Origin of the sequence: Staphylococcus sp. HMSC062A01 (assembly GCF_001836805.1) — a bacterium.
GTDB classification, from domain to species: domain Bacteria; phylum Bacillota; class Bacilli; order Staphylococcales; family Staphylococcaceae; genus Staphylococcus; species Staphylococcus haemolyticus.
The window spans coordinates 39955-63606 of record NZ_KV830623.1; the positions used below are offsets into that span (position 1 = coordinate 39955).

The 23652-nt window shown below is 31.7% G+C and carries 19 protein-coding genes, 2 pseudogenes and 1 riboswitch; of the genes and pseudogenes, 7 read left to right on the forward strand and 14 right to left on the reverse strand.

All coding sequences use genetic code 11. From position 1 onward, the window contains the following. Positions 1 to 39: 39 nt before the first annotated feature. Together HMPREF2715_RS06380 and HMPREF2715_RS06385 are read right to left on the reverse strand one after the other, a co-directional pair. Positions 40 to 1242 carry an aspartate kinase gene (locus tag HMPREF2715_RS06380; RefSeq protein WP_070440018.1) on the reverse strand — a complete coding sequence of 401 codons (1203 nt, stop codon included), beginning with the start codon at positions 1240 to 1242 and terminating at the stop codon, positions 40 to 42. Between the two features lie 81 nt (positions 1243 to 1323). Next, positions 1324 to 1500, reverse strand: a riboswitch (Lysine riboswitch). A gap of 195 nt (positions 1501 to 1695) precedes the next feature. Continuing rightward, the gene (locus HMPREF2715_RS06385; RefSeq protein ID WP_070440020.1) at positions 1696 to 3300 is read right to left on the reverse strand and encodes an ABC-F family ATP-binding cassette domain-containing protein; all 1605 of its coding nucleotides are present in this window, start codon (positions 3298 to 3300) and stop codon (positions 1696 to 1698) included. Positions 3301 to 3453: 153 nt separating this feature from the next. Here HMPREF2715_RS06385 and cvfB point away from each other — a divergent pair, with 153 nt between their 5' ends. From cvfB to phoU, 6 genes are all read left to right on the forward strand, one after another. Next, positions 3454 to 4353: an RNA-binding virulence regulatory protein CvfB gene (gene cvfB / locus HMPREF2715_RS06390; RefSeq protein ID WP_070440022.1), complete on the forward strand. Its 900-nt coding sequence runs from the start codon at positions 3454 to 3456 to the stop codon at positions 4351 to 4353. Between the two features lie 347 nt (positions 4354 to 4700). After that, the gene (locus HMPREF2715_RS06395) at positions 4701 to 5651 is read left to right on the forward strand and encodes a PstS family phosphate ABC transporter substrate-binding protein (protein WP_037551398.1); all 951 of its coding nucleotides are present in this window, start codon (positions 4701 to 4703) and stop codon (positions 5649 to 5651) included. Positions 5652 to 5836: 185 nt separating this feature from the next. Further along, positions 5837 to 6763 carry a phosphate ABC transporter permease subunit PstC gene (pstC, locus tag HMPREF2715_RS06400; protein ID WP_011275815.1) on the forward strand — a complete coding sequence of 309 codons (927 nt, stop codon included), beginning with the start codon at positions 5837 to 5839 and terminating at the stop codon, positions 6761 to 6763. A 1-nt stretch (position 6764) separates the two neighbouring features. Further along, positions 6765 to 7685, forward strand: coding sequence for a phosphate ABC transporter permease PstA (pstA, locus tag HMPREF2715_RS06405; RefSeq protein ID WP_070581388.1), 921 nt, complete (start codon positions 6765 to 6767; stop codon positions 7683 to 7685). 110 nt (positions 7686 to 7795) lie between these two features. Then, the gene (gene pstB, locus HMPREF2715_RS06410; RefSeq protein WP_070581389.1) at positions 7796 to 8671 is read left to right on the forward strand and encodes a phosphate ABC transporter ATP-binding protein PstB; all 876 of its coding nucleotides are present in this window, start codon (positions 7796 to 7798) and stop codon (positions 8669 to 8671) included. Between the two features lie 12 nt (positions 8672 to 8683). After that, positions 8684 to 9325 carry a phosphate signaling complex protein PhoU gene (gene phoU, locus HMPREF2715_RS06415; RefSeq protein ID WP_037551427.1) on the forward strand — a complete coding sequence of 214 codons (642 nt, stop codon included), beginning with the start codon at positions 8684 to 8686 and terminating at the stop codon, positions 9323 to 9325. 106 nt (positions 9326 to 9431) lie between these two features. Here the strand turns inward: phoU and pepF are convergent, their stop codons facing one another. Further along, positions 9432 to 11246, reverse strand: a complete 1815-nt coding sequence (gene pepF / locus HMPREF2715_RS06420) for an oligoendopeptidase F (RefSeq protein ID WP_070839666.1) — start codon at positions 11244 to 11246, stop codon at positions 9432 to 9434. 170 nt (positions 11247 to 11416) lie between these two features. Between pepF and HMPREF2715_RS06425 the strand changes: the two genes are divergently transcribed. Further along, positions 11417 to 11758 (forward strand): hypothetical protein, encoded by a 342-nt coding sequence (locus HMPREF2715_RS06425; RefSeq protein WP_070581391.1) that lies wholly within the window; start codon positions 11417 to 11419, stop codon positions 11756 to 11758. 15 nt (positions 11759 to 11773) lie between these two features. On the opposite strand, the pseudogene HMPREF2715_RS06430 reads toward HMPREF2715_RS06425, so the two are convergent. The 11 genes and pseudogenes from HMPREF2715_RS06430 to HMPREF2715_RS06480 form a co-directional block, all read right to left on the reverse strand. Next, a pseudogene (locus tag HMPREF2715_RS06430) lies at positions 11774 to 12792 on the reverse strand (siderophore ABC transporter substrate-binding protein). 88 nt (positions 12793 to 12880) lie between these two features. After that, positions 12881 to 13627, reverse strand: coding sequence for an HAD-IIB family hydrolase (locus HMPREF2715_RS06435; RefSeq protein WP_305366869.1), 747 nt, complete (start codon positions 13625 to 13627; stop codon positions 12881 to 12883). Positions 13628 to 14502: 875 nt separating this feature from the next. Continuing rightward, positions 14503 to 15762: an aminoacyltransferase gene (locus HMPREF2715_RS06440; protein ID WP_070581392.1), complete on the reverse strand. Its 1260-nt coding sequence runs from the start codon at positions 15760 to 15762 to the stop codon at positions 14503 to 14505. A gap of 27 nt (positions 15763 to 15789) precedes the next feature. Further along, a complete protein-coding gene (locus HMPREF2715_RS06445) occupies positions 15790 to 17043 on the reverse strand; it encodes an aminoacyltransferase (RefSeq protein ID WP_070581393.1) in 1254 nt (417 codons plus the stop codon). A 272-nt stretch (positions 17044 to 17315) separates the two neighbouring features. Further along, positions 17316 to 18048 (reverse strand): annotated as a pseudogene (gene trpA / locus HMPREF2715_RS06450) (tryptophan synthase subunit alpha). Continuing rightward, positions 18041 to 19252, reverse strand: coding sequence for a tryptophan synthase subunit beta (trpB, locus tag HMPREF2715_RS06455; protein ID WP_070581394.1), 1212 nt, complete (start codon positions 19250 to 19252; stop codon positions 18041 to 18043). The pseudogene trpA and the gene trpB overlap by 8 nt, the downstream one beginning before the upstream one ends. 1 nt (position 19253) lies before the next feature. After that, a complete protein-coding gene (locus tag HMPREF2715_RS06460; protein ID WP_070440037.1) occupies positions 19254 to 19880 on the reverse strand; it encodes a phosphoribosylanthranilate isomerase in 627 nt (208 codons plus the stop codon). Beyond that, positions 19877 to 20659, reverse strand: coding sequence for an indole-3-glycerol phosphate synthase TrpC (gene trpC, locus HMPREF2715_RS06465; RefSeq protein ID WP_070440039.1), 783 nt, complete (start codon positions 20657 to 20659; stop codon positions 19877 to 19879). Before trpC ends, HMPREF2715_RS06460 begins: the two co-directional genes overlap by 4 nt. Beyond that, positions 20643 to 21659, reverse strand: a complete 1017-nt coding sequence (gene trpD / locus HMPREF2715_RS06470; RefSeq protein WP_070485392.1) for an anthranilate phosphoribosyltransferase — start codon at positions 21657 to 21659, stop codon at positions 20643 to 20645. The genes trpC and trpD overlap by 17 nt, the downstream gene beginning before the upstream one ends. Continuing rightward, entirely contained in the window at positions 21634 to 22233 is a 600-nt protein-coding gene (locus HMPREF2715_RS06475; RefSeq protein ID WP_070440043.1) for an anthranilate synthase component II, read from the reverse strand. The genes trpD and HMPREF2715_RS06475 overlap by 26 nt, the downstream gene beginning before the upstream one ends. Continuing rightward, entirely contained in the window at positions 22230 to 23639 is a 1410-nt protein-coding gene (locus HMPREF2715_RS06480) for an anthranilate synthase component I (protein ID WP_070839669.1), read from the reverse strand. Before HMPREF2715_RS06480 ends, HMPREF2715_RS06475 begins: the two co-directional genes overlap by 4 nt. Positions 23640 to 23652: the final 13 nt, after the last annotated feature.

Consider the following 23652-nt stretch of genomic DNA (forward strand, 5'->3'; position numbering starts at 1 on the left):
GAATTTTAAAAAAATTATTTATAAGTAGCATGTTGATGTTTAAATATCAAATGCATTGTATAATACTTCAACCGCTTTTTCCCCATTATCAGCATCTATCACATAAGAAATACTAATTTCAGATGTTGTAGTTTGATAGAATGGGATATTTGCATTAATTAAAGTAATGAAAGCCTTTGATGCAACGCCCGATATATCTCTCATACCCGAACCAATAAGCGAAATTTTAACGTATTCTTCATTAATTTTATAATCCAATGCGTTAAATGAAGAAGAAAGGTTACTCAAAATAGTTGAAATTTGTTGTACATCACTATCTTTAATAGAAAATGATAGCTGCAATCCTTCAACGTTAACTATTTGGGATATCATATCCACATTTACTGAACCTTCTTCTAATGCTGTGAACAATTGCGTTAAAAGACGATTATCAGGTAGGGGATAACTAATTGTAACGTGCATCATATGCTTATCTAATGCTACACCTGTTACAGCTTTTTTCTCTAATAAGTCTGTTCTTGACATAATCCATGTTCCTTTCTCATTTGATAAAGTTCTACCGAGATACAATGGGATATCATAGTTCTTAGCAAGTTCTACGCTTCGAGTTTCAAGAACGCCTGCACCTAATGCACTCATTTCCATCATTTCTTCATAAGAAACATAATCTAAACGTTTTGCCTTACTTAATATTCGAGGGTCAGTGGCATAAACGCCATCAACGTCAGTATATATTTCACATGGAATTTGATTACTTGCAGCAATTGCAACTGCCGTTGTATCTGATCCTCCACGTCCTAACGTTGTAAGTTCAAATGCATCATTAATACCTTGGAAACCAGCAACGACTAACACATCTTTGTCGGTGAATGCTTTATCAAATGTTTCTGGATTGATTTCAGCAATTCTGCTTTTTAAATGATGGCCAATCGTTTTAATACCTGCTTGATAACCAGTCATTGCTCTAGCATTAACACCGATATCATTTAACACCATGGATAAATATGATACCGTCTGTTGTTCACCGGTCGTTAAAAGTAGGGCGAGTTCCTCATCTTTAGGTGTAGCAGTAAGATTTGATACATTATCCATTAATTGATCTGTTGTTTTACCCATAGCACTAACAACTACAATTAATTGTTCACCGTCATCCACACGGTTCTTAAGCATTTCTGCAATATTTTTTATCTTTATAAAATCAGCGACGGATGAACCACCGAACTTCAAAACACTTCGCTTCAAAACTTTACCTCCTAAAATATAGGGAGGCACACGCTATAAAAAAGAACAAGTTCGGAAGTGCGAACTTGTTCGTGATTTATATACAAGTGATGCACTCCATTATTAAATAATAATGACAAACTTTCAGCTCTTAACCACAAAGTCCAACAAATCATAGCTGCGATTATGATTCATTTCGGCATCGCACCCTTTCTATATTAGCTGTTGCAGACAGTTTATCTAATATATACTGATGATTGATGCGCCTCATCAATTTCTTATTCAATTGCTATGTTTTATATTATACATATGGCAATTGTGTCTGTAAACCGATAATTGTGATTTTTTGAAATAGACTGAAAAATCAGAAAGTATTTTTACCATATGTAAGTAAAGGTTTATGAAATGGGTAATAAGATAGTAAAATACGCACTCCCCAATTTAGTAATAGGGAAGTGCGTATGTATTTATAGATTATTTTTGTAATACGCCAATCTCTTGTAAATATTCTTCATAAGGAACTTCTTTAGATAAACCACCTGATTGATTTAGATCAATCACACGATTTGCAATAGTATTGATAAATTCAAAGTCATAAGATGTAAAGATGATTGATCCTTTGAAAGAAGCTAATCCATCATTTACTGCTGTAATACTTTCTAAGTCAAGATGGTTAGTAGGTTCGTCTAATAGTAAAACATTGGCACTTGATAGCATCATTTTACTTAACATACAGCGAACTTTTTCACCACCAGAAAGTACACTAGCTTTCTTTTTAACTTCTTCACCACTAAATAACATTCGTCCTAAGAAACCACGTAAGAAAGTTTCTGTTTGTTCATCTTCAGGTGCATATTGACGTAACCAATCTACTAAATTCATGTCTACGCCTTCAAAGAACTCTGAGTTATCTTTAGGGAAGTAACTTAATGAAGTCGTTACACCCCATTTAAATGTACCTTCATCAGGCTCCATTTCACCAGATAAAATTTTCAATAATGTAGTTTTTGCAATTTCACTATCTCCAATCAAAATTGCTTTATCATTAGGATTCATAGTGAATGAAATGTTATCAAGTACTTTTTCACCATCAATTGTTTTAGAAAGTCCTTGAACAGTCAATAAATCATTACCGATTTCACGTTCTGGTGTGAATTTAACATATGGATATCGTCTTGAAGATGGTTGTATATCATCTAATTCAATTTTTTCTAATTGTTTCTTACGACTTGTTGCCTGTTTAGATTTAGAGGCATTAGCTGAGAAACGTGCAATAAAGTCTTGTAACTCTTTAATTTTTTCTTCTTTTTTCTTATTTTGTTCTTGAGCCATTTTTTGAGCTAATTGACTAGATTGATACCAGAAATCATAGTTACCTACATATAATTTAATCTTACCGAAATCTAAATCAGCAATATGTGTACATACGTTGTTTAAAAAGTGACGGTCATGAGATACCACGATGACAGTATTATCGAAGTTAATTAAGAAATCCTCTAACCAACTAATGGCAGGAATATCTAAACCATTGGTAGGCTCATCGAGTAAAAGTACATCAGGCTCACCAAATAAACTTTGAGCTAATAAGACTTTCACTTTTTGATTATTTTCCAATTCTGACATTTGCTTATCATGTAAATCAGCAGATATGCCTAAACCTGAGAGTAAAGAAGCAGCGTCAGCCTCTGCGTTCCAACCATTCATTTCGGCGAATTCACCTTCTAGTTCAGCGGCACGTATACCATCCTCATCACTGAAATCAGGTTTCATATAAATTTCATCTTTTTCTTTCATGACTTCATATAAGCGTTCGTGTCCTTTGATAACAACATCTAATACTCGTTCTTCTTCATAGGCGAAGTGATCTTGTTTCAAAACAGCTAAACGTTCATCTTTACCCATTGAAACATGTCCTGTTTGAGAATCAATTTCTCCTGATAAAATTTTTAAAAACGTTGATTTACCAGCACCATTAGCCCCGATAAGCCCATAACAATTTCCTTCAGTAAACTTAATATTTACATCTTCAAATAGTTTACGATCGCCAAAACGTAAACTTACATCAGTTACTTGTAGCATGCTTTTACTCCTTTATTTATCGTTTATCTAACGGAAAAATTATATCATATTCTTTATATAGTTTCGACCTAATGCAAATCTAAACACGTGAATGATAGTTTTTAGTATGCATGTTATAATAATGAAGAATACAAACCCTCGAAGGAGAATATTATGGCATTAGATAAAGATATTGTTGGTTCAATTGAATTTTTAGAAGTCATTGGCTTAGAAGGTTCTACATACCTTTTAAAAGGTCCTAATGGTGAACAAGTAAAATTAAATCAATCAGAAATCAATGATGAAGATGAATTAGAAACAGGTGAAGAATATAGTTTCTTCATATATCCAAATCGCTCAGGCGAATTATTTGCTACTCAAAACATGCCTGACATTACAAAAGATAAATATGATTTTGCAAAAGTGTTAAAAACAGACCGAGATGGTGCACGTGTAGATGTAGGTTTACCAAGAGAAGTGCTAATCCCATGGGAAGATTTACCAAAAGTAAAATCACTATGGCCACAAACTGGAGATTATGTATTAGTAACATTACGTATAGATAGAGAAAATCAAATGTTTGCTCGTCTTGCTAGTGAAACAATTGTAGAAAAAATGTTTACACCTGTATATGATGATGAAAAACAGAATGAACTGATTAAAGCTAGACCATATCGACTATTAAGAATTGGTAGTTTCTTATTATCGAAGGAAGGCCATAAAATCTTTGTGCATGAATCAGAGCGTAAAGAAGAACCCCGATTAGGTGAAGAAGTAGAAGTACGTGTTATTGGTCATAATGACAAAGGCGAACTCAATGGTTCATTTTTACCTTTAGCTCATGAACGTCTTGATGATGATGGTCAAGTAATATTTGATTTATTAGTAGAATATGAAGGTGAATTACCTTTTTGGGATAAATCAAGCCCAGAAGCAATTAAAGAGGTGTTCAATATGAGTAAAGGCTCTTTTAAACGCGCAATAGGTCATTTATACAAACATAAAATTATTAATATTGAAACAGGCAAGATCTCTTTAACCAAAAAGGGTTGGAGTCGAGTAGAAGATAAATAATCATAAATATAAACATTTTCCTTCTATTAAAATAGTTGTTTTATTAGTACAAAATAATAACGTTAAAAATTAATTTAAAGTCATATTACTTATTCAAAGTAAAATACAACACTAACAATATATTTTACGCTTTCAGTCACCTTTACGGGAGTGATACAGCATTTCATTATGAATGCTGTATCACTCCCGTCTTTTTTATAGATAATTTTTATGAAAAATATTGTTTTTCCTGCAATCTTAACGAAAACTTTACATTTAAACTATTTTATATTAATAAAAGGCATGTATCATAAGCATTGTAAGAAATACATATAACATTTTGGGTTATCTATTAGGAGGATATTTTAATGAAAAAATGGCAATTAGTTGGTACAACTGTTTTAGGCGCTTCAGTATTATTAGGCGCATGTGGCGGTGGAGATAGCAGTGGAAGTGGTTCAGGAGATGGCAAAGACCTTAAAGGTGAAGCAAAAGGTGAAGGTTCATCAACAGTAGCTCCTATCGTTGAGAAATTAAACGAAAAATGGGCTAAAGATCATCCAAACGCTACTATTTCATCTGGTCAAGCAGGTACTGGTGCTGGTTTTGAAAAATTCATCGCTGGCGAAACTGATTTCTCACAAGCTTCTAGACCTATTAAAGATGAAGAAAAACAAAAATTAGAAGACAAAGACATTAAATATAAAGAATTAAAAATTGCACAAGATGGTGTAACTGTTGCAGTTAACAAAGACAACGACTTTGTTAAAGAATTATCTAAAGATCAATTGAAAAAAATCTACAACGGCGAAGCTAAAACTTGGAAAGATGTAAACTCTAGCTGGCCTGACAAAAAAATCAAAGCTTTCTCTCCAAACTCAAGTCACGGTACTTATGATTTCTTTGAAGAAGAAGTAATGAATAAAGAAGATATCAAAGCAGAGAAAAACGGAGACACTAACGTAATTGTTCAATCAGTAGAGAAAAACAAAGAGGGTATCGGTTACTTCGGTTATAACTTCTACGAACAAAACAAAGATAAATTAAAAGAAGTTAAAATCAAAGACGATAAAGGTAAAACAACTGAACCAACTAAGAAAACAATCAAAGACGGTTCATATGCTTTAAGTAGACCATTATTCTTATATGTTAAAGAAAAATCATTAAAAGATAATGATGTTATGAAAGAATTCATCAAATTCACATTAGAAGACAAAGGTAAATCTGCTGAAGATGCTGGTTATGTAGCTTCTCCAGAAAAAACTTACAAAGATGAACTTAAAGAATTAAAAAAATACGATAAAAAATCAGATAAATAATAATCATTATTAATATCAAAGGGCTGGGAATTATTCAAGGGGTATTACAAGGTAGCAACTCTGCTACCTTGTTCTCGAATATATGGGTGATTGTTAAAATGTTTTAGGTTAATTTGAACTCATTGTTTACCTGATAATTTCTAGCGCTTTTTTATATTTATTGGGAGAAAAAGAGAGGGTTATATATGGCATCGGAAACTAATGTTAGAGACTTGATAGCTAAAAATAACGCTAAAAAGGGCGGTTTCAGTGATAAAATCGTACCTATTATTTTAGGAATTATAGCTGCAATCTCAATTTTAACTACAATTGGTATTCTTTTCACTTTGATAACTGAGACAATAACATTCTTCACACGCGTATCTATTGTTGAATTTTTATTCACTAAAGACTGGAACCCAACTGGTTCTGATCCTAAATATGGTATTTGGGCTTTAGTTATTGGTACGTTGAAAATTACAGTAATTGCAACTATCGTCGCAGTTCCAATTGGATTAGGTGCTGCAATTTACTTAAGTGAATACGCAAGTGACAAAGCAAGACGTATTATTAAACCAATTCTTGAAATTTTAGCAGGTATTCCAACAATTGTATTTGGTTTCTTTGCTTTAACTTTTGTAACACCTGTACTAAGAACAATAATTCCAGCACTTGATAGTTTCAATTCTGTCAGTCCAGGAATTGTAGTAGGTATCATGATTGTTCCAGTAATTACAAGTATGAGTGAAGATGCAATGGCATCTGTTCCAAACAAAATTCGTGAGGGTGCTTATGGTTTAGGTTCAACAAAATTTGAAGTTGCTACTAAAGTAGTATTACCAGCCGCAGCTTCAGGTGTTGTAGCTTCAATCGTATTAGGTATTTCAAGAGCGATCGGTGAAACTATGATTGTTTCATTAGCTGCAGGTAGTTCACCAACAGCTTCATTAAACTTAACGAATTCAATTCAAACTATGACTGGTTATATTGTTGAAGTTGCAACTGGAGATGCTACATTCGGTTCTGATATGTACTACAGTATTTATGCAGTAGGTTTCACATTATTTATTTTCACATTGATAATGAACTTAATTTCTTATTGGATTTCGAAACGCTTCAGAGAGGAGTATTAATATGACAGCTACTACAAATCCTAAAGCTAAAACACTAATTGACCAAAACAAAGTAGAAAAAAATATCTCAAGTCGTGATAAAACAAATAAATTAAATAAATGGTTATTCTTTACATGTATTGTAATAGCTTTATTAGTACTTGCAGCATTATTGATACAAACATTTGTTAAAGGTGTTGGCTATCTTACACCAGATTTCTTTACAAATTTCTCTTCTTCTACACCTTCACAAGCAGGTATTAAAGGTGCGTTAGCAGGGACAATTTGGTTAATGATAAGTATTATTCCAATCTCTATCGTTCTTGGTGTAGGTACAGCGATTTATTTAGAAGAATACGCTAAAGACAATTTCTTTACTAGTTTCGTTAAAATTAGTATTTCTAACTTAGCTGGTGTACCTTCTATCGTATTCGGTTTACTTGGATTAACATTATTCGTTCGTGGTGGCGGTATTCAAGCATTAGCATTAGGAAATAGCGTTATTGCTGCCGCTTTAACAATGTCATTGTTAATTCTACCGATTATTATCGTATCAAGTCAGGAGGCAATCAGAGCAGTTCCTAATTCTGTTCGCGAAGCTTCTTATGGCTTAGGTGCAAATAAATGGCAAACTATTCGTCGTGTCGTATTACCGGCTGCTTTACCTGGTATTTTGACTGGATTCATCTTATCACTATCACGCGCATTAGGAGAAACAGCACCATTAATCTTAATTGGTATACCAACTATTCTATTAGCAACACCAACAAGCATTATGTCTATGTTCACAGCATTACCAACTCAAATTTACACTTGGGCTAAAATGCCTCAAGCTGAATTCCAAAATGTTGCATCAGCAGCAATTATTATATTACTTGTAATCTTATTACTAATGAACGCAATAGCCATTTTCTTACGTAACAAGTTCTCTAGAAAATATTAATCCAATCAAATACAACATAATTTAGGGAGTGAAGGTTGAATCGATAATATCATGTTTTTAATAGAGCATAACTATCGTTTCAATCTTACAGATATAAAGGAGTTTTAATTATGGCAAATACAAATATTAAAGATAAAGAGTTAGCAAAACATACTGATCAATCTCAAGAATCAATTTCAACAGTAGTTTCATCTAATGAAGTTAAACACAATAAAGAATCAGATAGCAATAAAAAAGTAGTTTATTCAACACAAAACTTAGATTTATGGTACGGAGATACACATGCGCTACAAAACATTAATTTAGATATTTTAGAAAATAATGTAACTGCTATTATTGGACCATCTGGTTGTGGTAAATCAACTTATATTAAAACATTAAATCGTATGGTAGAATTAGTACCTTCAGTAAAAACTGCTGGTAAAATTCTATACCGTGACCAAAATATTTTTGATGAAAACTATTCTAAAGAAAAATTAAGAACAAATGTAGGTATGGTATTCCAACAACCAAACCCATTCCCAAAATCAATTTACGATAATATCACTTATGGTCCTAAAACTCACGGTATTAAAGATAAAAAATTATTAGATGAAATCGTAGAAAAATCATTACGTGGCGCGGCAATTTGGGATGAATTAAAAGATAGATTACACACAAACGCTTACGGTTTATCTGGTGGGCAACAACAACGTGTTTGTATTGCTAGATGTTTAGCTATTGAACCAGATGTTATTTTAATGGACGAGCCTACATCAGCTTTAGACCCAATCTCTACATTAAGAGTTGAAGAACTTGTTCAAGAATTAAAAGAAAATTACTCTATTATTATGGTTACACACAACATGCAACAAGCTGCACGTGTATCTGATAAAACAGCATTCTTCCTTAATGGTTATGTTAACGAATACGACGACACTGATAAAATCTTCTCTAATCCTTCTGATAAACAAACAGAAGACTACATCTCAGGACGTTTTGGTTAATATTCTATAATGATGACCATTATTAGACATAAATACGAAGGTCAATTAGGTGAATTAATTAAGGATATTCGTCACCTTGGTCTTCGTGTTTATTTTAATCTCGAACATGCATTAGTGTCGTTAAGTGAAGAGGATAAAAATTTTGCAAGACAAGTCATTGAGAATGATAAAATAATCAATAACTTAGATTATGATATTAATGAAAAAGTTATTATGTTAATTACAAAGCAACAGCCAATTGCTACGGATTTAAGAATGATGATGGCAGCTTTAAAAATTTCCACAGACTTTGAACGCATGGGAGATAACGCAGCACATATAGCGCATATTCGTCTTCGAGTAAAGATTACAGATCACTATGTATTGACTCGATTAAAAACGATGGGGAAATTAGCAATGCTAATGTTGCAAGATCTTAATACAGCTACGAAACAAGAGGATATAACGTTAATCAAAGAAATTATTGAGCGTGATAAAGATATTGATGATCTTTATGCAAATATAGTTAACACAACATATTTAATAGATAATGACCCTTTTGTTGCTGGCCAAGCACATTTAGCTGCACGAAATCTTGAAAGAGTCGGAGACCATGTTAGAAATATTGCAGAGAGCGTTTATTATTTCTATACTGGTGAACATTATGAAAAATAATATAGTATCAAATCCTAAATAACCCAAAATCAAACAATTAAACCCTGATAAGACTGATTAAATCAGTTATTATCAGGGTTTTACTATTAATCAAAATATATATAATTTAATTAGCCTTGTTGTCAATTTCATTTGTTAATTGTTCAGCTTCATTAACTAAATCAGAGATATATTTAATAGTAGCTTTAAGTGGTGCATCTGTAGTGATATCAACACCTGCAATTTTTGCTAATTCAATAGGAGATAGACTTCCACCCGCTTTTAATGTCTCAAGCCATGCATCTACAGCTGGTTGGCCTTCTTGTTTAATTTTTTGTGAAACAACCGTACCAATTGTTAATCCAGCAGAGTAAGTGTATGAGTATAATCCCATATAGTAGTGGGGTTGACGCATCCAAGTTAATTCAGTTCCATCTGTTAATTCAACAGCATCACCAAAGAATTGTTCATAAACGTCTCTCATAATCTTATTAAGCACAGGTGCTGTGAGTGACTCACCATTATCAACTTTGCGATATACTTCACGTTGGTAAGCAGCTTCTAACAAGTGTGTTACCATATTATGATAATATGTGCGTGATAAAATAGATCCAATTACCCAACGTTTAAATTTAGGATCTTCACTGTTACTGAATAGATAATTTGCCATTAACATTTCATTCATGGTAGATGGTGCTTCTACAAAGTACATTGAAGCTTCAGAATCTAATAAATTTTGATGTTGTTGTGCCAATGTAAAATGACCTGCATGTCCCAATTCGTGTGCTAGTACAAACGTTTCAGTCATCTTTCCAGTCCATGAAATAAATACATATGAATGTGTATAATAAGGGCTAGCACAGTAAGCACCTGTGTCTTTTCCTTTATTTTGTGCAAAATCTATCCAACGATCACTATATGCTTGCTCAACCATTTGTATATAATCTTCGCCCAGTACATTTAAAGCACCATGAATATATTGTTTAGAATCTTCGATTGATATTTCAGGTTCATAGCTTGGATCAACAGAAACCTTTAAATCCTCAAAGCGCATTTTATCTAAACCGTGTATACGTTGTAATAATTTAGCGTATTTTTGCATTACAGGTGCTAAATTACTCATAATTACGTCGATTTGTCTGTCATACATTTCTCGTGTAACTTCTTGATCGTGTAATAAATAGTCTATGACAGAATCATATCCTCTTAAGTCAGCCTCAATTTTTTCTTGTTGCACATGTTGATTGTAAGTCGCAGCAGTAGTATGTTGATATTTTTTCAGAGCATCACTAAAGCTTTTAAAACTTTTTTGTCTAAATTCTGGATCAGCATTATCCTCGTATTCATTTTCAAATGTTGCGTAATCCATAGGGTATGTCACATTGTTATGTTCAAATGATTCGAAGGCAATATCAAGCATTTTCGTTGTGCCGTATAATTCATATGCACTTTGAAAAGTAGGCGATAAACTCGCCATTACTTGTTCCACTTCAGGTGACAATTGATATGGCTTACTTTCAATTAATTTCTCTAAGTAGTGAGGCACATCAGATTCTTCTATTGCTTCTTTAATAATCTCTTCAGGTAACATTAATATTTCAGATTCTACAAAGGATAACTGACTTGAAATCTTACCATAATTTGTCGATAACTTTGCGCTTAATGTTTGTGCATCAGTATTAGCAGTATCAACGCTTAGTCTTAGTTCCGCATAATTACCAAGACGATCAAGTTGAATAAGAATATTTTCAAATTCTGATAATACTTTTTTTATCATCTTAGCATCTGAAATTTTCCCTTTATATTGTTGATTAAACGACTTCGATTGATTTAGTACATTATCTAAAGCGTCAAAAAATTGTTCATCACTATCAAACAAATCATTTAAATTCCATTTTTCTAGTTCTGGAACATCTTTTCTAAATGGTAAACCTGACGTCATAAATTCCACTCCCTTAAAAATCATTTCACAATCATTATACACAATATCATTTTCAAACTCATTATTAAGCCTCAAGACCGAGTTATGCTTATAGGCAAAGGGGTATAATTTAATTTCATATTATTGTATAGTATTTAAAAGAAAGATTTTTATTATGATAGGAGATATACATGACTATTTTTGATATGCCCAACTATTTATGGATTACAATAGTTGCAACGATAATTTTAACTGTCTTCTGTGCTTTAGTACTTAAGAAATGGTTTGTATCCGCAGTAATTACATTTGTTGCGTTAGCTATCTTAGCATTTTTTATTCCTAATTTTTATGATATCTCATTTCAACCATTACTAGGATATGCTGCTTTTCTAGCCATTATCAGTTTAATTATCAGCTTTTTATTATGGTATTTCACTAGAAATTGGCGTCGTGAACGTAAAAAGAAACAACTAGAAAAAGAAATTCGTAAATATGAAGATGATGACGAAACAATCCGTCGTCGTAGAAGATAATAAAAAAGCGTTTCACTAATTATTTTTAAAAGCTTTTTCAATTTTGTCTAATTGCTCAATGGTAGTTTCAATTCCACCCTCAGAAAAATACCATGCGTTAGATTCAAATTGATATACTTGTTTGTTCTTAATAGCTTTTAAAATTTTTATAAGGTCGTTATTTAATGCAGAAGGTAACGACTTATCATTTCCTTTTTGAGTACGATCAATTACAAATAGTTTATCTGGGTTTACTTTGTTTAAATACTCATAAGTAATAGAATTCCCAGCAGAATTGGCTTTCATGGCTGTGTCAGCATGTTTTAATCCTAAATCTTTATTTAAGAACCCTCCGAAACGACCAGTAGGTCCAAATGCTTTAACACCTTTATCATCCACATTTAAAAACAAGACCGTATCGTCATTAATAACTTTTTAGTTTCAGCAACTTTTTTACTTAGTTTCTCATTAAGCATTTTAGCTTTGTTTTGTTGTTTGAATATTTTCCCAAACAATGTCGTATTTTCTTTAATGGAATCAATATAACGATTATTATCAAGACTTACAAATAATATTTTAGCGTTAGGGTCAGCTTTTTTTATTTCATCTAGCGTTTTAGTATGTGCTTGTCTAAATGATGTGAAGATAACTTCGGGTTTAGCTTTAGCTAAATTATCATAATTAGGTTGTCCAGGGTTACCTAAATTAGTATACTTATCATTTTAAAATTCTGAAAGGGAAGAAGGTAAGAAAGTAGCACCTTTACCTTTCGCAATTGCCACAATCCTATCTTCCAATCCCATCTGTTTCATAATTTCTAATGCACTATAATCTATTACAGCCACTCTATCTGGATTTACTGGTACCTTAACTTTCTCAGTTTTCATTTTTCCTTTAGTATGTGTATTATTCTTATCTTTAAACTCATATGTATTCTCAACTGTAATCGTATCCTTTAAAGATGACGACGATTTAGAAGTTGAATCCTTACCGCACGCAGATAATAATAAAACTATTGTGAAAAGTATAGCTATAAATTTAAATGAATTTTTCATAATTAACCTCCTATGAAATTATTATATTTGCAATTGATAATCATTTTCGATAAGAAGTTGTTTATATTTCATTATAAATGTAGCTATTTTAGTAATGTTTGCTTAATTCATCTAAAGATACACATAGCGCTTCCGTATTTGCATAAATACAACGGATATTTTTATTATTTTTTAAAATAGATGCATCCATTGATTCATTATTTACAAAATAACCAACTTTAGCATGTTGCAACATTTCAATATCATTATGATCGTTACCGAATGCAACATACGTAGGATATTTACCGAGTATATGCTCAATAGCAGTAAATTTATTAATATATTTAGCTGTAATATCAATATTAAGTTCATTTGAATGATTAATTAGTGAAAGACTAGGTGCATTGGTAGCTATATATGTTACAACTTCGTCAAAGTCTTTTTCATCTATGTTCAATAAAATCGTCTTAATAGGTGAAGTAATCTCATTAATAGTTAATTTTTGTGCTAATAGTTGAGGATCTAGGCGTTGATAAATTGTATTTGTAGCATCAACACGTGCTGCATAATTCCATTCATCATTAACAATGTAATTCAAGTTATATTGATTAATGACATGTTTTATCACATTAAATGTTTCAAACTGATTAGTTGCAAGTGTATTTATACGACCATTAATAGAGATAATGGAACCATTACCACCAATAAGTGCAAATTTATGAAATTTATTAGGTAGTACAGGTAATAAATCACGAATTGGTCTAGCTGAAGCAAAAATAATTTTATGTCTTATATTATGTAAACTAAAAAGTTGGTCGGTAATTTTACAGTCAATTTGACGACCATCAAAGCAAATTGTTCAATCAATATCCAACACGATATTGATATATTTCCTTTATATATTAGTATATTTAGAGTTAAGCATAAATAACTATATATAACCAGATATTTAAATGAATTGTTGCTGAATAGATAGTAAATGTATATATAAAATCAGACATAGTAGGTAGCAAGATAGGTCCCCTGAGTTACTATTTATAACTTCCTATAATATATATTATGTAAACTAAAATGGAGCACAAATAATTATCTACATAAAACCTTTAAATTAATACGCTGTCATGACGATTTCTGAACATGTTTTATTATTGTTACGTATGATTGATTGTTATCTTACAATATTTAGCTTAAATAATTTGTTCATCCTAAGCTAATTAATTTAAAACTCATAAATACACATGATTATATATGTCTATACGTTTAGAGATATTAATCCTATGATAATGTGTTTAATCTTTGTCAAAGCTAATTGTTAACTAATTAAGTACTACAACAATCATTAATATCATCTACATAAAGCGAGCCATCAAGAATTCTTATTATATAGACTTAAGTAAATGTAATAATCTCAATTTTAGATATTAGGTTTAGTTATTACATTTGAATGAATCGTAACTTTTTCGTATAAATCTTGGTATCTATTTATATAAATTGTTAGTCTTAACTAAATTTGCTAAAGAATAATAATGAAAATATTTTAAATTTAGCAAAATAAATTTGTTTTGTAATATTATTGCTAAAAATCAGACGTGTGGTAATATTAAATTGTAGGGGGCAACATGAAAATCAACTTAGAATTTACCTACACTGTATTGTAACTTGTCTCTATCACGAGTTACGATAAAAAAAAGCTGTGACATCCACCATGTCACAGCCTTTAATAACATCAATTTATTTTTTTACTTTTTTGCGAATTGTATTAAGTGTATTAAACAACCAATATTTAACCTTGTTTATAGGTTTATAGAAGTCCCCGATTAGCTCTTCAATGTAAACATTAAATCCTCTTTTAAAGCGATAAACACCATAATCTTCACTGTTCTCTGTAAAATCACCAGATAAACCATAAAAATTATATCGATCATATCCATGTTCGAAGCAATAGTTCATCATATGCCAATGCATCATATATGGTCCCATATAACTATTATATTTTTCAGATGAACCTCCAGAGAAGTAATTCACTTCATATGAATTTGCAAAGAAAATTCCTGATGCCAAATTCAAAATTTGGCCATCTGTCTGACGTAATTCGCTTGCTTGTAAGAGTTCTTTTTTATCGTGTTCAATTTGCTTATCTAATTCTGCAATTTTTCTAAGTTGTTTATCATTTTTATTTTCTTTTGCCATCATTTGATCACGACGGTTTTCTTTATCATTTAAAGCGTCTTGCAATGATTTTATGTATTCATCTAAATCAATATATGCAAGTGGAACAAGCACTTTATCTCCATAAGTATCAAAGAAGTTATAGAAATATTCGTCTGTTTTTGATACAAAACCTGTTCTTGCTTCTGTTTCACGGTATAAATCTAAGAATATATGAAACTCATCTCTACCAAGGAATCTTACTTTCACCCCGTAGTTTATCGCTTTATTAATATTTCTTTTACGTTGGCTATCAAATTGTTTTCTTAATGATGCAGGTGTTTCCCCTTTTAGAAAGCTAACACCCATCCATCTTGCTTGACTTGATGTGTCATATTTAGTAGTGAATCCATGGTGTTCATATCCATGTGATTTAAATAAATTAACTACAGCATCATTTTTCTCTCTATCTTCAAGTGGATTAATATCTTTATCATAAATTTGATAAATCCAATATGGATCAATTTTAACGTATAAGCATTGGTGATGATGTAAATACTTTTCTAATTCACGTAAATAAAAATCAACTAAGCCTAAATCAGAATAATCCATTACTGGGCCTCGATTTGAGTAATATACATAGCTTCCCATGGTCGGAATTTTAGAGAAAAGACTAGCAGCTAGTACTTTATTGCTTTCATCTTTTACACCTAGTAACACTACTTCAAAGCCATCATTTTCACGTGTTTGAATATTCTCTTTCATTTGGAAGTAATGGCTTTCTAATGATGGGTTTTGTACAAAGTTTTCGAATTCTTTAACTGTTAACTCTGTAAATTTCATATTCGTCTATTCCCCTCTTAATTAAATCTATTTTTTAATCTTTTTGAGTGTCTTATACACTGAATACATAGGTTTGTTAATAGGTTTCACAAAGTCTCCAACATACTCAATTACGTCTGCATTGAAACCTTTTTTAAATTTAATGACTCCAACATCTTCAGCGTCTTCACTGAAATCACCGCTAATACCATAGAAATTGTATCTATCAATACCATGATCAATTGCATAGTTAATCATTGTCCATTGAACAGCATAACTGCCTGCAAAATGTCTATATTTATTAGAAGTTCCACCTGCATAATAAACAACTTCAAATGGATTAATAAAGAAGAAACCTGCTGAAATTGGTAATTCATTACCATGTTTGGCTTGTAATTTTTTAGCCTCGTCTAATTTTTGTTGATTGGCATATAATTGTTTTTCAAGATTTTCTTTTTTATTAAATGCCTTTTTATTGTCTGGTCGTTTTTTAATATCTTTTAAAGCTTTATTAACATCTTTATTTAAAGTTTCACGTTCATTTTGTAATTCTTCGATGTACTCATCAAACTTAATATAAGCTAGCGGTACAAGCACGCGATCTTTGAAATGTCTATAACGATTATAATAGAAACTATCATCTCTATCTTGGAATTCTTTCGTTTCGGTTGTATCTTCCATAAATGAACGGAAGATTGGAAGTTCTTCTTCTGATAAGAACTTAACTTTCACACCATTTTTTTGAACTTTTTTAGTATTACGTTTACGTAGACTATCCATTCCATTTAATATATCTTTAGATGTTTTATTTTTTAAATCTAAAACAGAATGATATCGGATTTGTTTAATCGGATCAAAACCTTTATTAAAGCCTTCATGTTCAAATCCGAGATGCTTCATCTTATCAAAGAACCAATCATTACCAGCATTACCTGTAATTTCACCATCATGATTTAAGTATTGGTATGGTAAATAAGGGTCAACTCGAACATAAAGACAATTATGCTGTTTTAAATACTTTGTTAACTCATTAAAGAAAAAGTGAACAAGCTCTCTATTATCATAATCAATTACAGGTCCTCGGTTAGAATAAAAGTACTTGAAAAATTTCATGACTGGTACTGCTGTCAACATGCAGGCTGCAATAACCTCATTTTCTTTATTTTTTATACCAACTAAGTGAGTTTCTGTTTTATTTGCAACTTTCATCTCATAGTTTTCAGTCATTTGTGTGAAATGACTATATGACATCTTATCTGTATAATTGCCAAACTCTGCAGCTGTTAAATTTGTAAACTTCATTATTTATTGCTCCTACTTCAAAGAATCTTTATCTACTTTTTAGTTCAAAATTTAAATTATAATTTTCAATAATATCTTTATCTTCAACCAAAAATTTATTTATCCAGTTTCATTAAGTATACAATAGATATTAACAAAACTAAAATACAAACCATTTATTAGTTTGAAATATTTTGCAAAATAAATAAATAGAGATTAAGACATCAAACATCGTCTTAATCTCTAGTGAACTTCCTTTATAAATTACATATCCACCAAGGTACATCTTATACCTAAAGCGTATCTAGCGTTTCTCTTACTTGTTTCAAATAGTGAATCGTATCCTCGTTATTATCTTGACAAAAGCGTTTTACAATTTCACTACCAATGACTACGCCGTCAGCAAAAGTAGCTAAATCCTTTATATGTTCTTTAGTTCTGATGCCAAAACCTGCAACTACAGGTATATCCGTATGTGCTTTTAGATGTTTTAATTTATCTTTTAATTGAGGATGAAACGTTCCATTTTTTGCCTGTTGTTGCATTCATAGTTACAGTGTATATAAACCCTTCAGCATGCTTAACGATTTCTTTTATACGATCATCATTTGCAGTCATTGATATGAGAGATATTACTTTAACATCAAATTTGGATATTTTATGCTTTAATTTTTGAGTTAATTCGTTAGGCAAATCCGGAATAATTACCCCGTAAACACCTACTTTTTCACATTCTTTAAAGAAAGCTTCTTCTCCATAAGAAACAATGATATTGAAATAAGTCATTAGTACATATTTGCAATTAATTTCATCTTTATTTTTGGATAATTCATTAAAAATGTAATTAATGGTAACGCCTTGCTTGATAGCTCGGTTGCCTGCTTCCATTATTATGGGACCATCAGCTACTGGGTCAGAGAATGGTATACCAATTTCTATTATATCAGCACCATTCTCATCTAAGATTTTCATATTTTTAATAAATGACTTATTCCCCATAATGTATGGAATAAATAATTTAGTCATGTGATTCACCTCTTGTTTGCATATAGTGTCTAATTGTTTCCATATCCTTGTCACCGCGACCTGAAATAGTAACTACTAAAATTTCATCTTTATTCATTTTAGGTGCTATCTTTTCAACATAACTAAGTGCATGTGCACTTTCAATGGCAGGTATGATTCCTTCCATTTTGCTGAAGCGGATGAGCACCTCCATTGCTTCTGTATCAGTGGCATGTTTATATTGCACACGTCCAATATCGTGATAATATGAATGTTCAGGACCTATACCTGGATAATCTAAACCTGCAGATATAGAGTGTGCTAATTCTACTTGTCCATATTCATCTTGAATTAAATACATTTTTGAACCATGAAGTACGCCCGGACGTCCTTTTCCAATTGCAAGTGCGTGCTTAGCAGTATCAATCCCTTGTCCTGCAGCCTCTACACCATATAATTTGACCTTATCTTTAATAAAAGGATAAAAAGTCCCTATTGCATTAGACCCTCCGCCTATACATGCAACAACTGCATCTGGTAATCGACCAGTTTTTTGAAGTAATTGTTCTTTAATTTCTTGACCTATAACACTTTGAAAATCTCTGACCATCGTTGGAAAAGGATCAGGTCCTAATGCCGAACCTAGTAAATAGTGTGTATCTGCAACATGACTTACCCAATACTGTAATGCCTTGTTTACCGCATTAGAAAGTGTTCCTTGACCTTCATCCACTGCTTCAACTTTAGCTCCTAATAATTCCATACGAAATACATTAAGCTGTTGACGTTTGATATCTTCTCTTCCCATAAATACGATTAATTCCATATCAAATAACGCAGCTACTGTGGCACTTGCTACACCATGCTGACCCGCGCCCGTTTCAGCAACTAGTTTATTTTTGCCCATACGTTTTGCCAATAAAGCTTGCCCTATCGCATTATTAATTTTATGTGCGCCGGTATGATTCAAATCCTCACGTTTTAAATATATTTGAGCTCCACCCAACGCTTCACTATATGATTTTGCATAAGTCAATGGGGTTTCTCTACCTACATATTCTTTCAAATAATAAGTTAATTCATCTTGAAATGATTGATCTTGTTTAGCCTTCTTATACGCTTGTTTTAATTCAATAATTGCTGGCATTAATGTCTCTGGAACATATTTCCCACCATATTCTCCGAAAAAACCTAATTCATCTGCTTCAGTTTGTATATTATACATATTATAATTCTCCCTTCACTTGTTGTATCACAGTTAACATTTTATTTTTGTCTTTTATACCATCCGTTTCAATGCCGCTTGAAATGTCATAACCTAAATGATTCAACTTCATCATTTCAATTTGTTTTATCTTATCAACGTCAATACCTCCAGCAATTAAAAACGGTATAGATTGATCTAAGCCCTTAAGCAATGTCCAATCAAAAGATTGTCCAGTCCCACCATATTGCTCTGATGGCGTATCTATAATAAATAAGTCAACATGCTCTTTGAATTGATCGATATCATTTATTATATTTTGAGTAGCTGGTAAAGCTTTAATTATCTTAATATTCTTAAAATTTAAACGACATTGTTTGATAAAATCAATCGTCTCTTCACCATGGAGTTGGATAGCATTAATATTAGTAGCATTAATAATTTTCTTTATTAATTGCAATGTTGGATTAACTAATACGACTAATCTATCTATTTCGTCTGGCAACAATCTTGATAGTTTATTTATTTGCTCAATATCCAAATGTCGTTTACTTTTGGGATAGTGTATAAATCCCACCATGTTTATATTGAGTGGTCGAATGCTTAATGCTTCTACTTTAGTTTTTATACCGCAAAATTTTAAAATCATTGTTTCACCTTTTTTAATTTGAGTGAGGGTATAAAATGTTCTAACTCATTACAATTCATTAAGGCTCCACCAACTAATAAGCCATCGATCCCACTTTTTACTATTTGCTTAACCTCTTGTTGTGAATGAATTCCACTTTCAGATATATATAAATAGTTCTCTTTCTTACACTTAAGTATTTGATTAGTATGTTTAACATCGGTGTTGAATGATTTTAAATCACGATTGTTTACCCCAATGATTTGTGGATTTAATTGATAGGCACGTTGTAATTCAATACCATCATGTACCTCTACTAACACTTCTAGTCCCTTAGAACTTGCATATTGATAGAGTTGTCGTAACTTTTCATCGGTAAGTATATTTACAATGAGTAAAATAATTGAAGCACCTGCTTTTTGTGCAACATCAATTTGAAGCGAATCAATGATGAAATCTTTACATAAAACAGGTAATTGTGTTGTTTCGGATATTTGCTGTAATCTTTCAAAGCTACCACCGAAATAACGTTCGTCTGTTAATACGGAGATCGCATTTGCTCCATAACGTTCATAATCAATTACTTGTTTAATTATATTCGTTTGTTGAAAAGCTTGTACAGATGGACTCTTCGATTTGATTTCAGCAATTAATGTTAAATTGTCATTATTAATTAAAGCATCCGTTAATCGTGATTTATTTTTATGTTTAACCTCTTTCAAATTTTGTAATTTATCATGATAATAGCCGTCTTTTAATAATTGCTCTTTATAATCCACTATTTCACTTAATATCGTCACAGATATCACCTCTCATTCTCATAAATTGTTCCATCGCTCTACCACTATCAATTAAGAACGTAGCTAAACTTATTCCAGATGCTATCGTATCTACTTTTTCAGAAACATATAACGCAAGTGCAGCATTTAACAAAACAACATCCCTTCTACAAGTTTTATCATCTCCACTTATAATATCTAATGTAATCATTTTGTTTTCTCTTGGACTGCCTCCTTCTAAATCTTGATTACTTGCAATCTTTAAACCATAATCTTTAGCATTTACAAAATAATGCGTTATGTCTCCATTTTCATTTAATTCATAAACTTCATTGTCTCCTGAAAGCGTAGCTTCATCCATACCATTTGCTCCATGTAACACTATTGCTCTCCGTCGCCCTAAATCTTTCAATGTTTGTGCTATCATGTACAATCGACTTGGGTCGTACACTCCTAACACTTGATAGGTCAATTTAAATGGATTGATAAGTGGCCCAACTATATTAAAAATAGTCGGTATAGAAATCATTTTTCTAACAGGTTGGATATATTTCATTATTGGATAAGACTCAATTGCACTAATAAATGCCAATCCCTGTTCTTCAATTTGTAATGGGACTTCTGAAACTTTTGTCGTCTTTATTCCCAATTGATTTAACAAATCAGTACTTCCTGAATGGGATGTTATACTTCTATTTCCGTGTTTAATGACTGGAATACCAGCGCTTGCTACTACAAAAGACACTGTTGTAGAAATATTGAAACTGTTTGACTTATCCCCTCCTGTACCGCATACACACATACTTCCTTCATATGTTGGTTGATTAGGATACATGGTTTGAATTAAACTATTAACGACATAGGTTAATTCTTGTTGTTTAATTTCCTTTTTCGTAAATCGCGTTAATAAGTCGACCTTGTCTTCCACATCAATTTCAGGATTAGTTAGATAGGTTATGAATTGTGTTGTCTCTGATTGCGTTAAAGTTATGTCATTATCCAATTGTTTTAGTAATCCCACTCAAATTCACCCTTTCTTTTACAATACGAATGAAGTTTTTAATAATTTGTGAACCAAACTCAGTAGCAAATGATTCTGGATGATACTGTATACCGAAATGAAGATGTTGTTTGTCCTCGAAGGATTGTATTGAATCTGATGTACTTCCCGTAATGATTAAATTTTTAGGAAAAGATTTTATCTCACTTACAAGTGAATGATATCTCATAATTTTGAATTGGTGCGGTATCGTCAAATAGAGTTCTGACTCGTTTTTAACTTCAAGTGTATCTACCTTTCCATGCATGACTTTCTCTCCTTGAATAACTTTGCCACCGTAGTAGCACGTTAATGCTTGAGCACCTAAACAAATACCTAAAATTGGTAAAGTATGATATTTATCGATAATTTTTACCAATTCATCGCCATCTAAAGGATGACCAGGACCTGGAGAAATGATTACCCCATCAATTTTCTCTAAATAGTTCAATACATCTTTATCATCTGGATATTTAATAATCACTTCATCAATTTGACTAACTATATCAACCAAGTTATACGTAAACGAATCGTAATTATCTATAATTAATATCATGGTGTTACCTCCAATAAGCTTTTTGCTTTAAGTCGTGTTTCTTCAAGTTCCTTTTCAGGTATAGAATCGTACACAACACCACAGCCTGCCTCGACATTAACAGTGTCGTCATCAATCAACATGGTTCGTATTGCCAATGCAAAATCTAAATTTTGATTACAATTGATATAACCAACGCCACCGCTATATACGCCTCTTTTATATTGATAGGATTCATATATGCGTTGAATAGCTCTTAGTTTAGGTGCTCCCGATACTGTCCCAGTTGGTAAAAGACTTGCTATAGTAGTCATTGGAGATATATCTTTTCTAATTTTTCCTTTTACTTCACTAACGATATGCATGACATGTTCATATCTTTCAATCACCATTAGTTTTGATATTTCAGATGTCCCCGTAATACTTACTCTATGAATATCATTTCTACCTAAATCCACAAGCATACTATGTTCACTTATTTCTTTCTCATCTGTAATTAATTGGTGTGCATTGCGTTCATCTACCTCTGAGGTAGTGCCACGTCTAATCGTTCCTGCAATTGGATTAGTTATTACTTCGCCGTTATGCACTGCTACAAAGCTTTCTGGTGAACTTCCAACTATAATCTCATTTTCCATGTTCATGTAATACATATATGGACTAGGGTTCTTACGTTTTAAATTTTGATAAAGCTGATAACTCAATTGGTTTTTATTTTTTCCGAAATGATGTTGGTAGCTATATATTCTAGAGGGCACAACTTGAAACATATCTCCCTCAGTAATCCGTTGTTTCATTTGAGTAACAATATCGATAAATTGTTTATCAGAAATATTTACTTTTATCTCTGATCTCTTAGGCACCATTTTATTATTCTCTTGGTAAATTTTAATTTGAGACAATGCTTGAATTCTATGCTTCACTCTTAATTTTAATTCTGCATTACTTGCTTTTGAAAATTGATTAGAAGCAATCACGTATAATTCATCCTTGTAATGATCAAATACAAATACATCCTCTATCATGTAGAAAGACACGTCTGATATTGTTTTCATACTCTTAATAGCTACTCGTTTTAAAATTGGAAATTCATGTCGCACTAAATCAAAACCACATGTTCCCATAAAGCCAGAAATAAATGGCAGTTGCTTTAATTTTTCATCATTTATGACACAATCAAATTGATTGATGAATGTTTTTAAATAATTATATGGCTCAGTAGTTATAACTTTATCTTCTTTCAAAGTCTTAATAATTAATTCATTATCATTTAATTTGACGGTGCCATAATAATCGAATGCTACGATAGAGTATCTGCCTTTTAATTGTTGTTGACTTGCGCTTTCAAATATAATTTTATGTTCATTCAACTGTCCTAAAGCTTCAGGTGTTATGTGAGCTTTTAATACTTCATAATAAAATTCCATTTTCTCATCCCTT

Bases quoted from the DNA above. Each gene is read 5' to 3' on its own strand.
- HMPREF2715_RS06385 (WP_070440020.1), bottom strand. From the start codon at position 3,300: ATGCTACAAGTAACTGATGTAAGTTTACGTTTTGGCGATCGTAAACTA.
- cvfB (WP_070440022.1), top strand. From the start codon at position 3,454: ATGGCATTAGATAAAGATATTGTTGGTTCAATTGAATTTTTAGAAGTC.
- HMPREF2715_RS06395 (WP_037551398.1), top strand. From the start codon at position 4,701: ATGAAAAAATGGCAATTAGTTGGTACAACTGTTTTAGGCGCTTCAGTA.
- pstC (WP_011275815.1), top strand. From the start codon at position 5,837: ATGGCATCGGAAACTAATGTTAGAGACTTGATAGCTAAAAATAACGCT.
- pstA (WP_070581388.1), top strand. From the start codon at position 6,765: ATGACAGCTACTACAAATCCTAAAGCTAAAACACTAATTGACCAAAAC.
- pstB (WP_070581389.1), top strand. From the start codon at position 7,796: ATGGCAAATACAAATATTAAAGATAAAGAGTTAGCAAAACATACTGAT.
- phoU (WP_037551427.1), top strand. From the start codon at position 8,684: ATGACCATTATTAGACATAAATACGAAGGTCAATTAGGTGAATTAATT.
- pepF (WP_070839666.1), bottom strand. From the start codon at position 11,246: ATGACGTCAGGTTTACCATTTAGAAAAGATGTTCCAGAACTAGAAAAA.
- HMPREF2715_RS06425 (WP_070581391.1), top strand. From the start codon at position 11,417: ATGACTATTTTTGATATGCCCAACTATTTATGGATTACAATAGTTGCA.
- HMPREF2715_RS06440 (WP_070581392.1), bottom strand. From the start codon at position 15,762: ATGAAATTTACAGAGTTAACAGTTAAAGAATTCGAAAACTTTGTACAA.
- HMPREF2715_RS06445 (WP_070581393.1), bottom strand. From the start codon at position 17,043: ATGAAGTTTACAAATTTAACAGCTGCAGAGTTTGGCAATTATACAGAT.
- trpB (WP_070581394.1), bottom strand. From the start codon at position 19,252: ATGTATAATATACAAACTGAAGCAGATGAATTAGGTTTTTTCGGAGAA.
- HMPREF2715_RS06460 (WP_070440037.1), bottom strand. From the start codon at position 19,880: ATGATTTTAAAATTTTGCGGTATAAAAACTAAAGTAGAAGCATTAAGC.
- HMPREF2715_RS06475 (WP_070440043.1), bottom strand. From the start codon at position 22,233: ATGATATTAATTATAGATAATTACGATTCGTTTACGTATAACTTGGTT.
- HMPREF2715_RS06480 (WP_070839669.1), bottom strand. From the start codon at position 23,639: ATGGAATTTTATTATGAAGTATTAAAAGCTCACATAACACCTGAAGCT.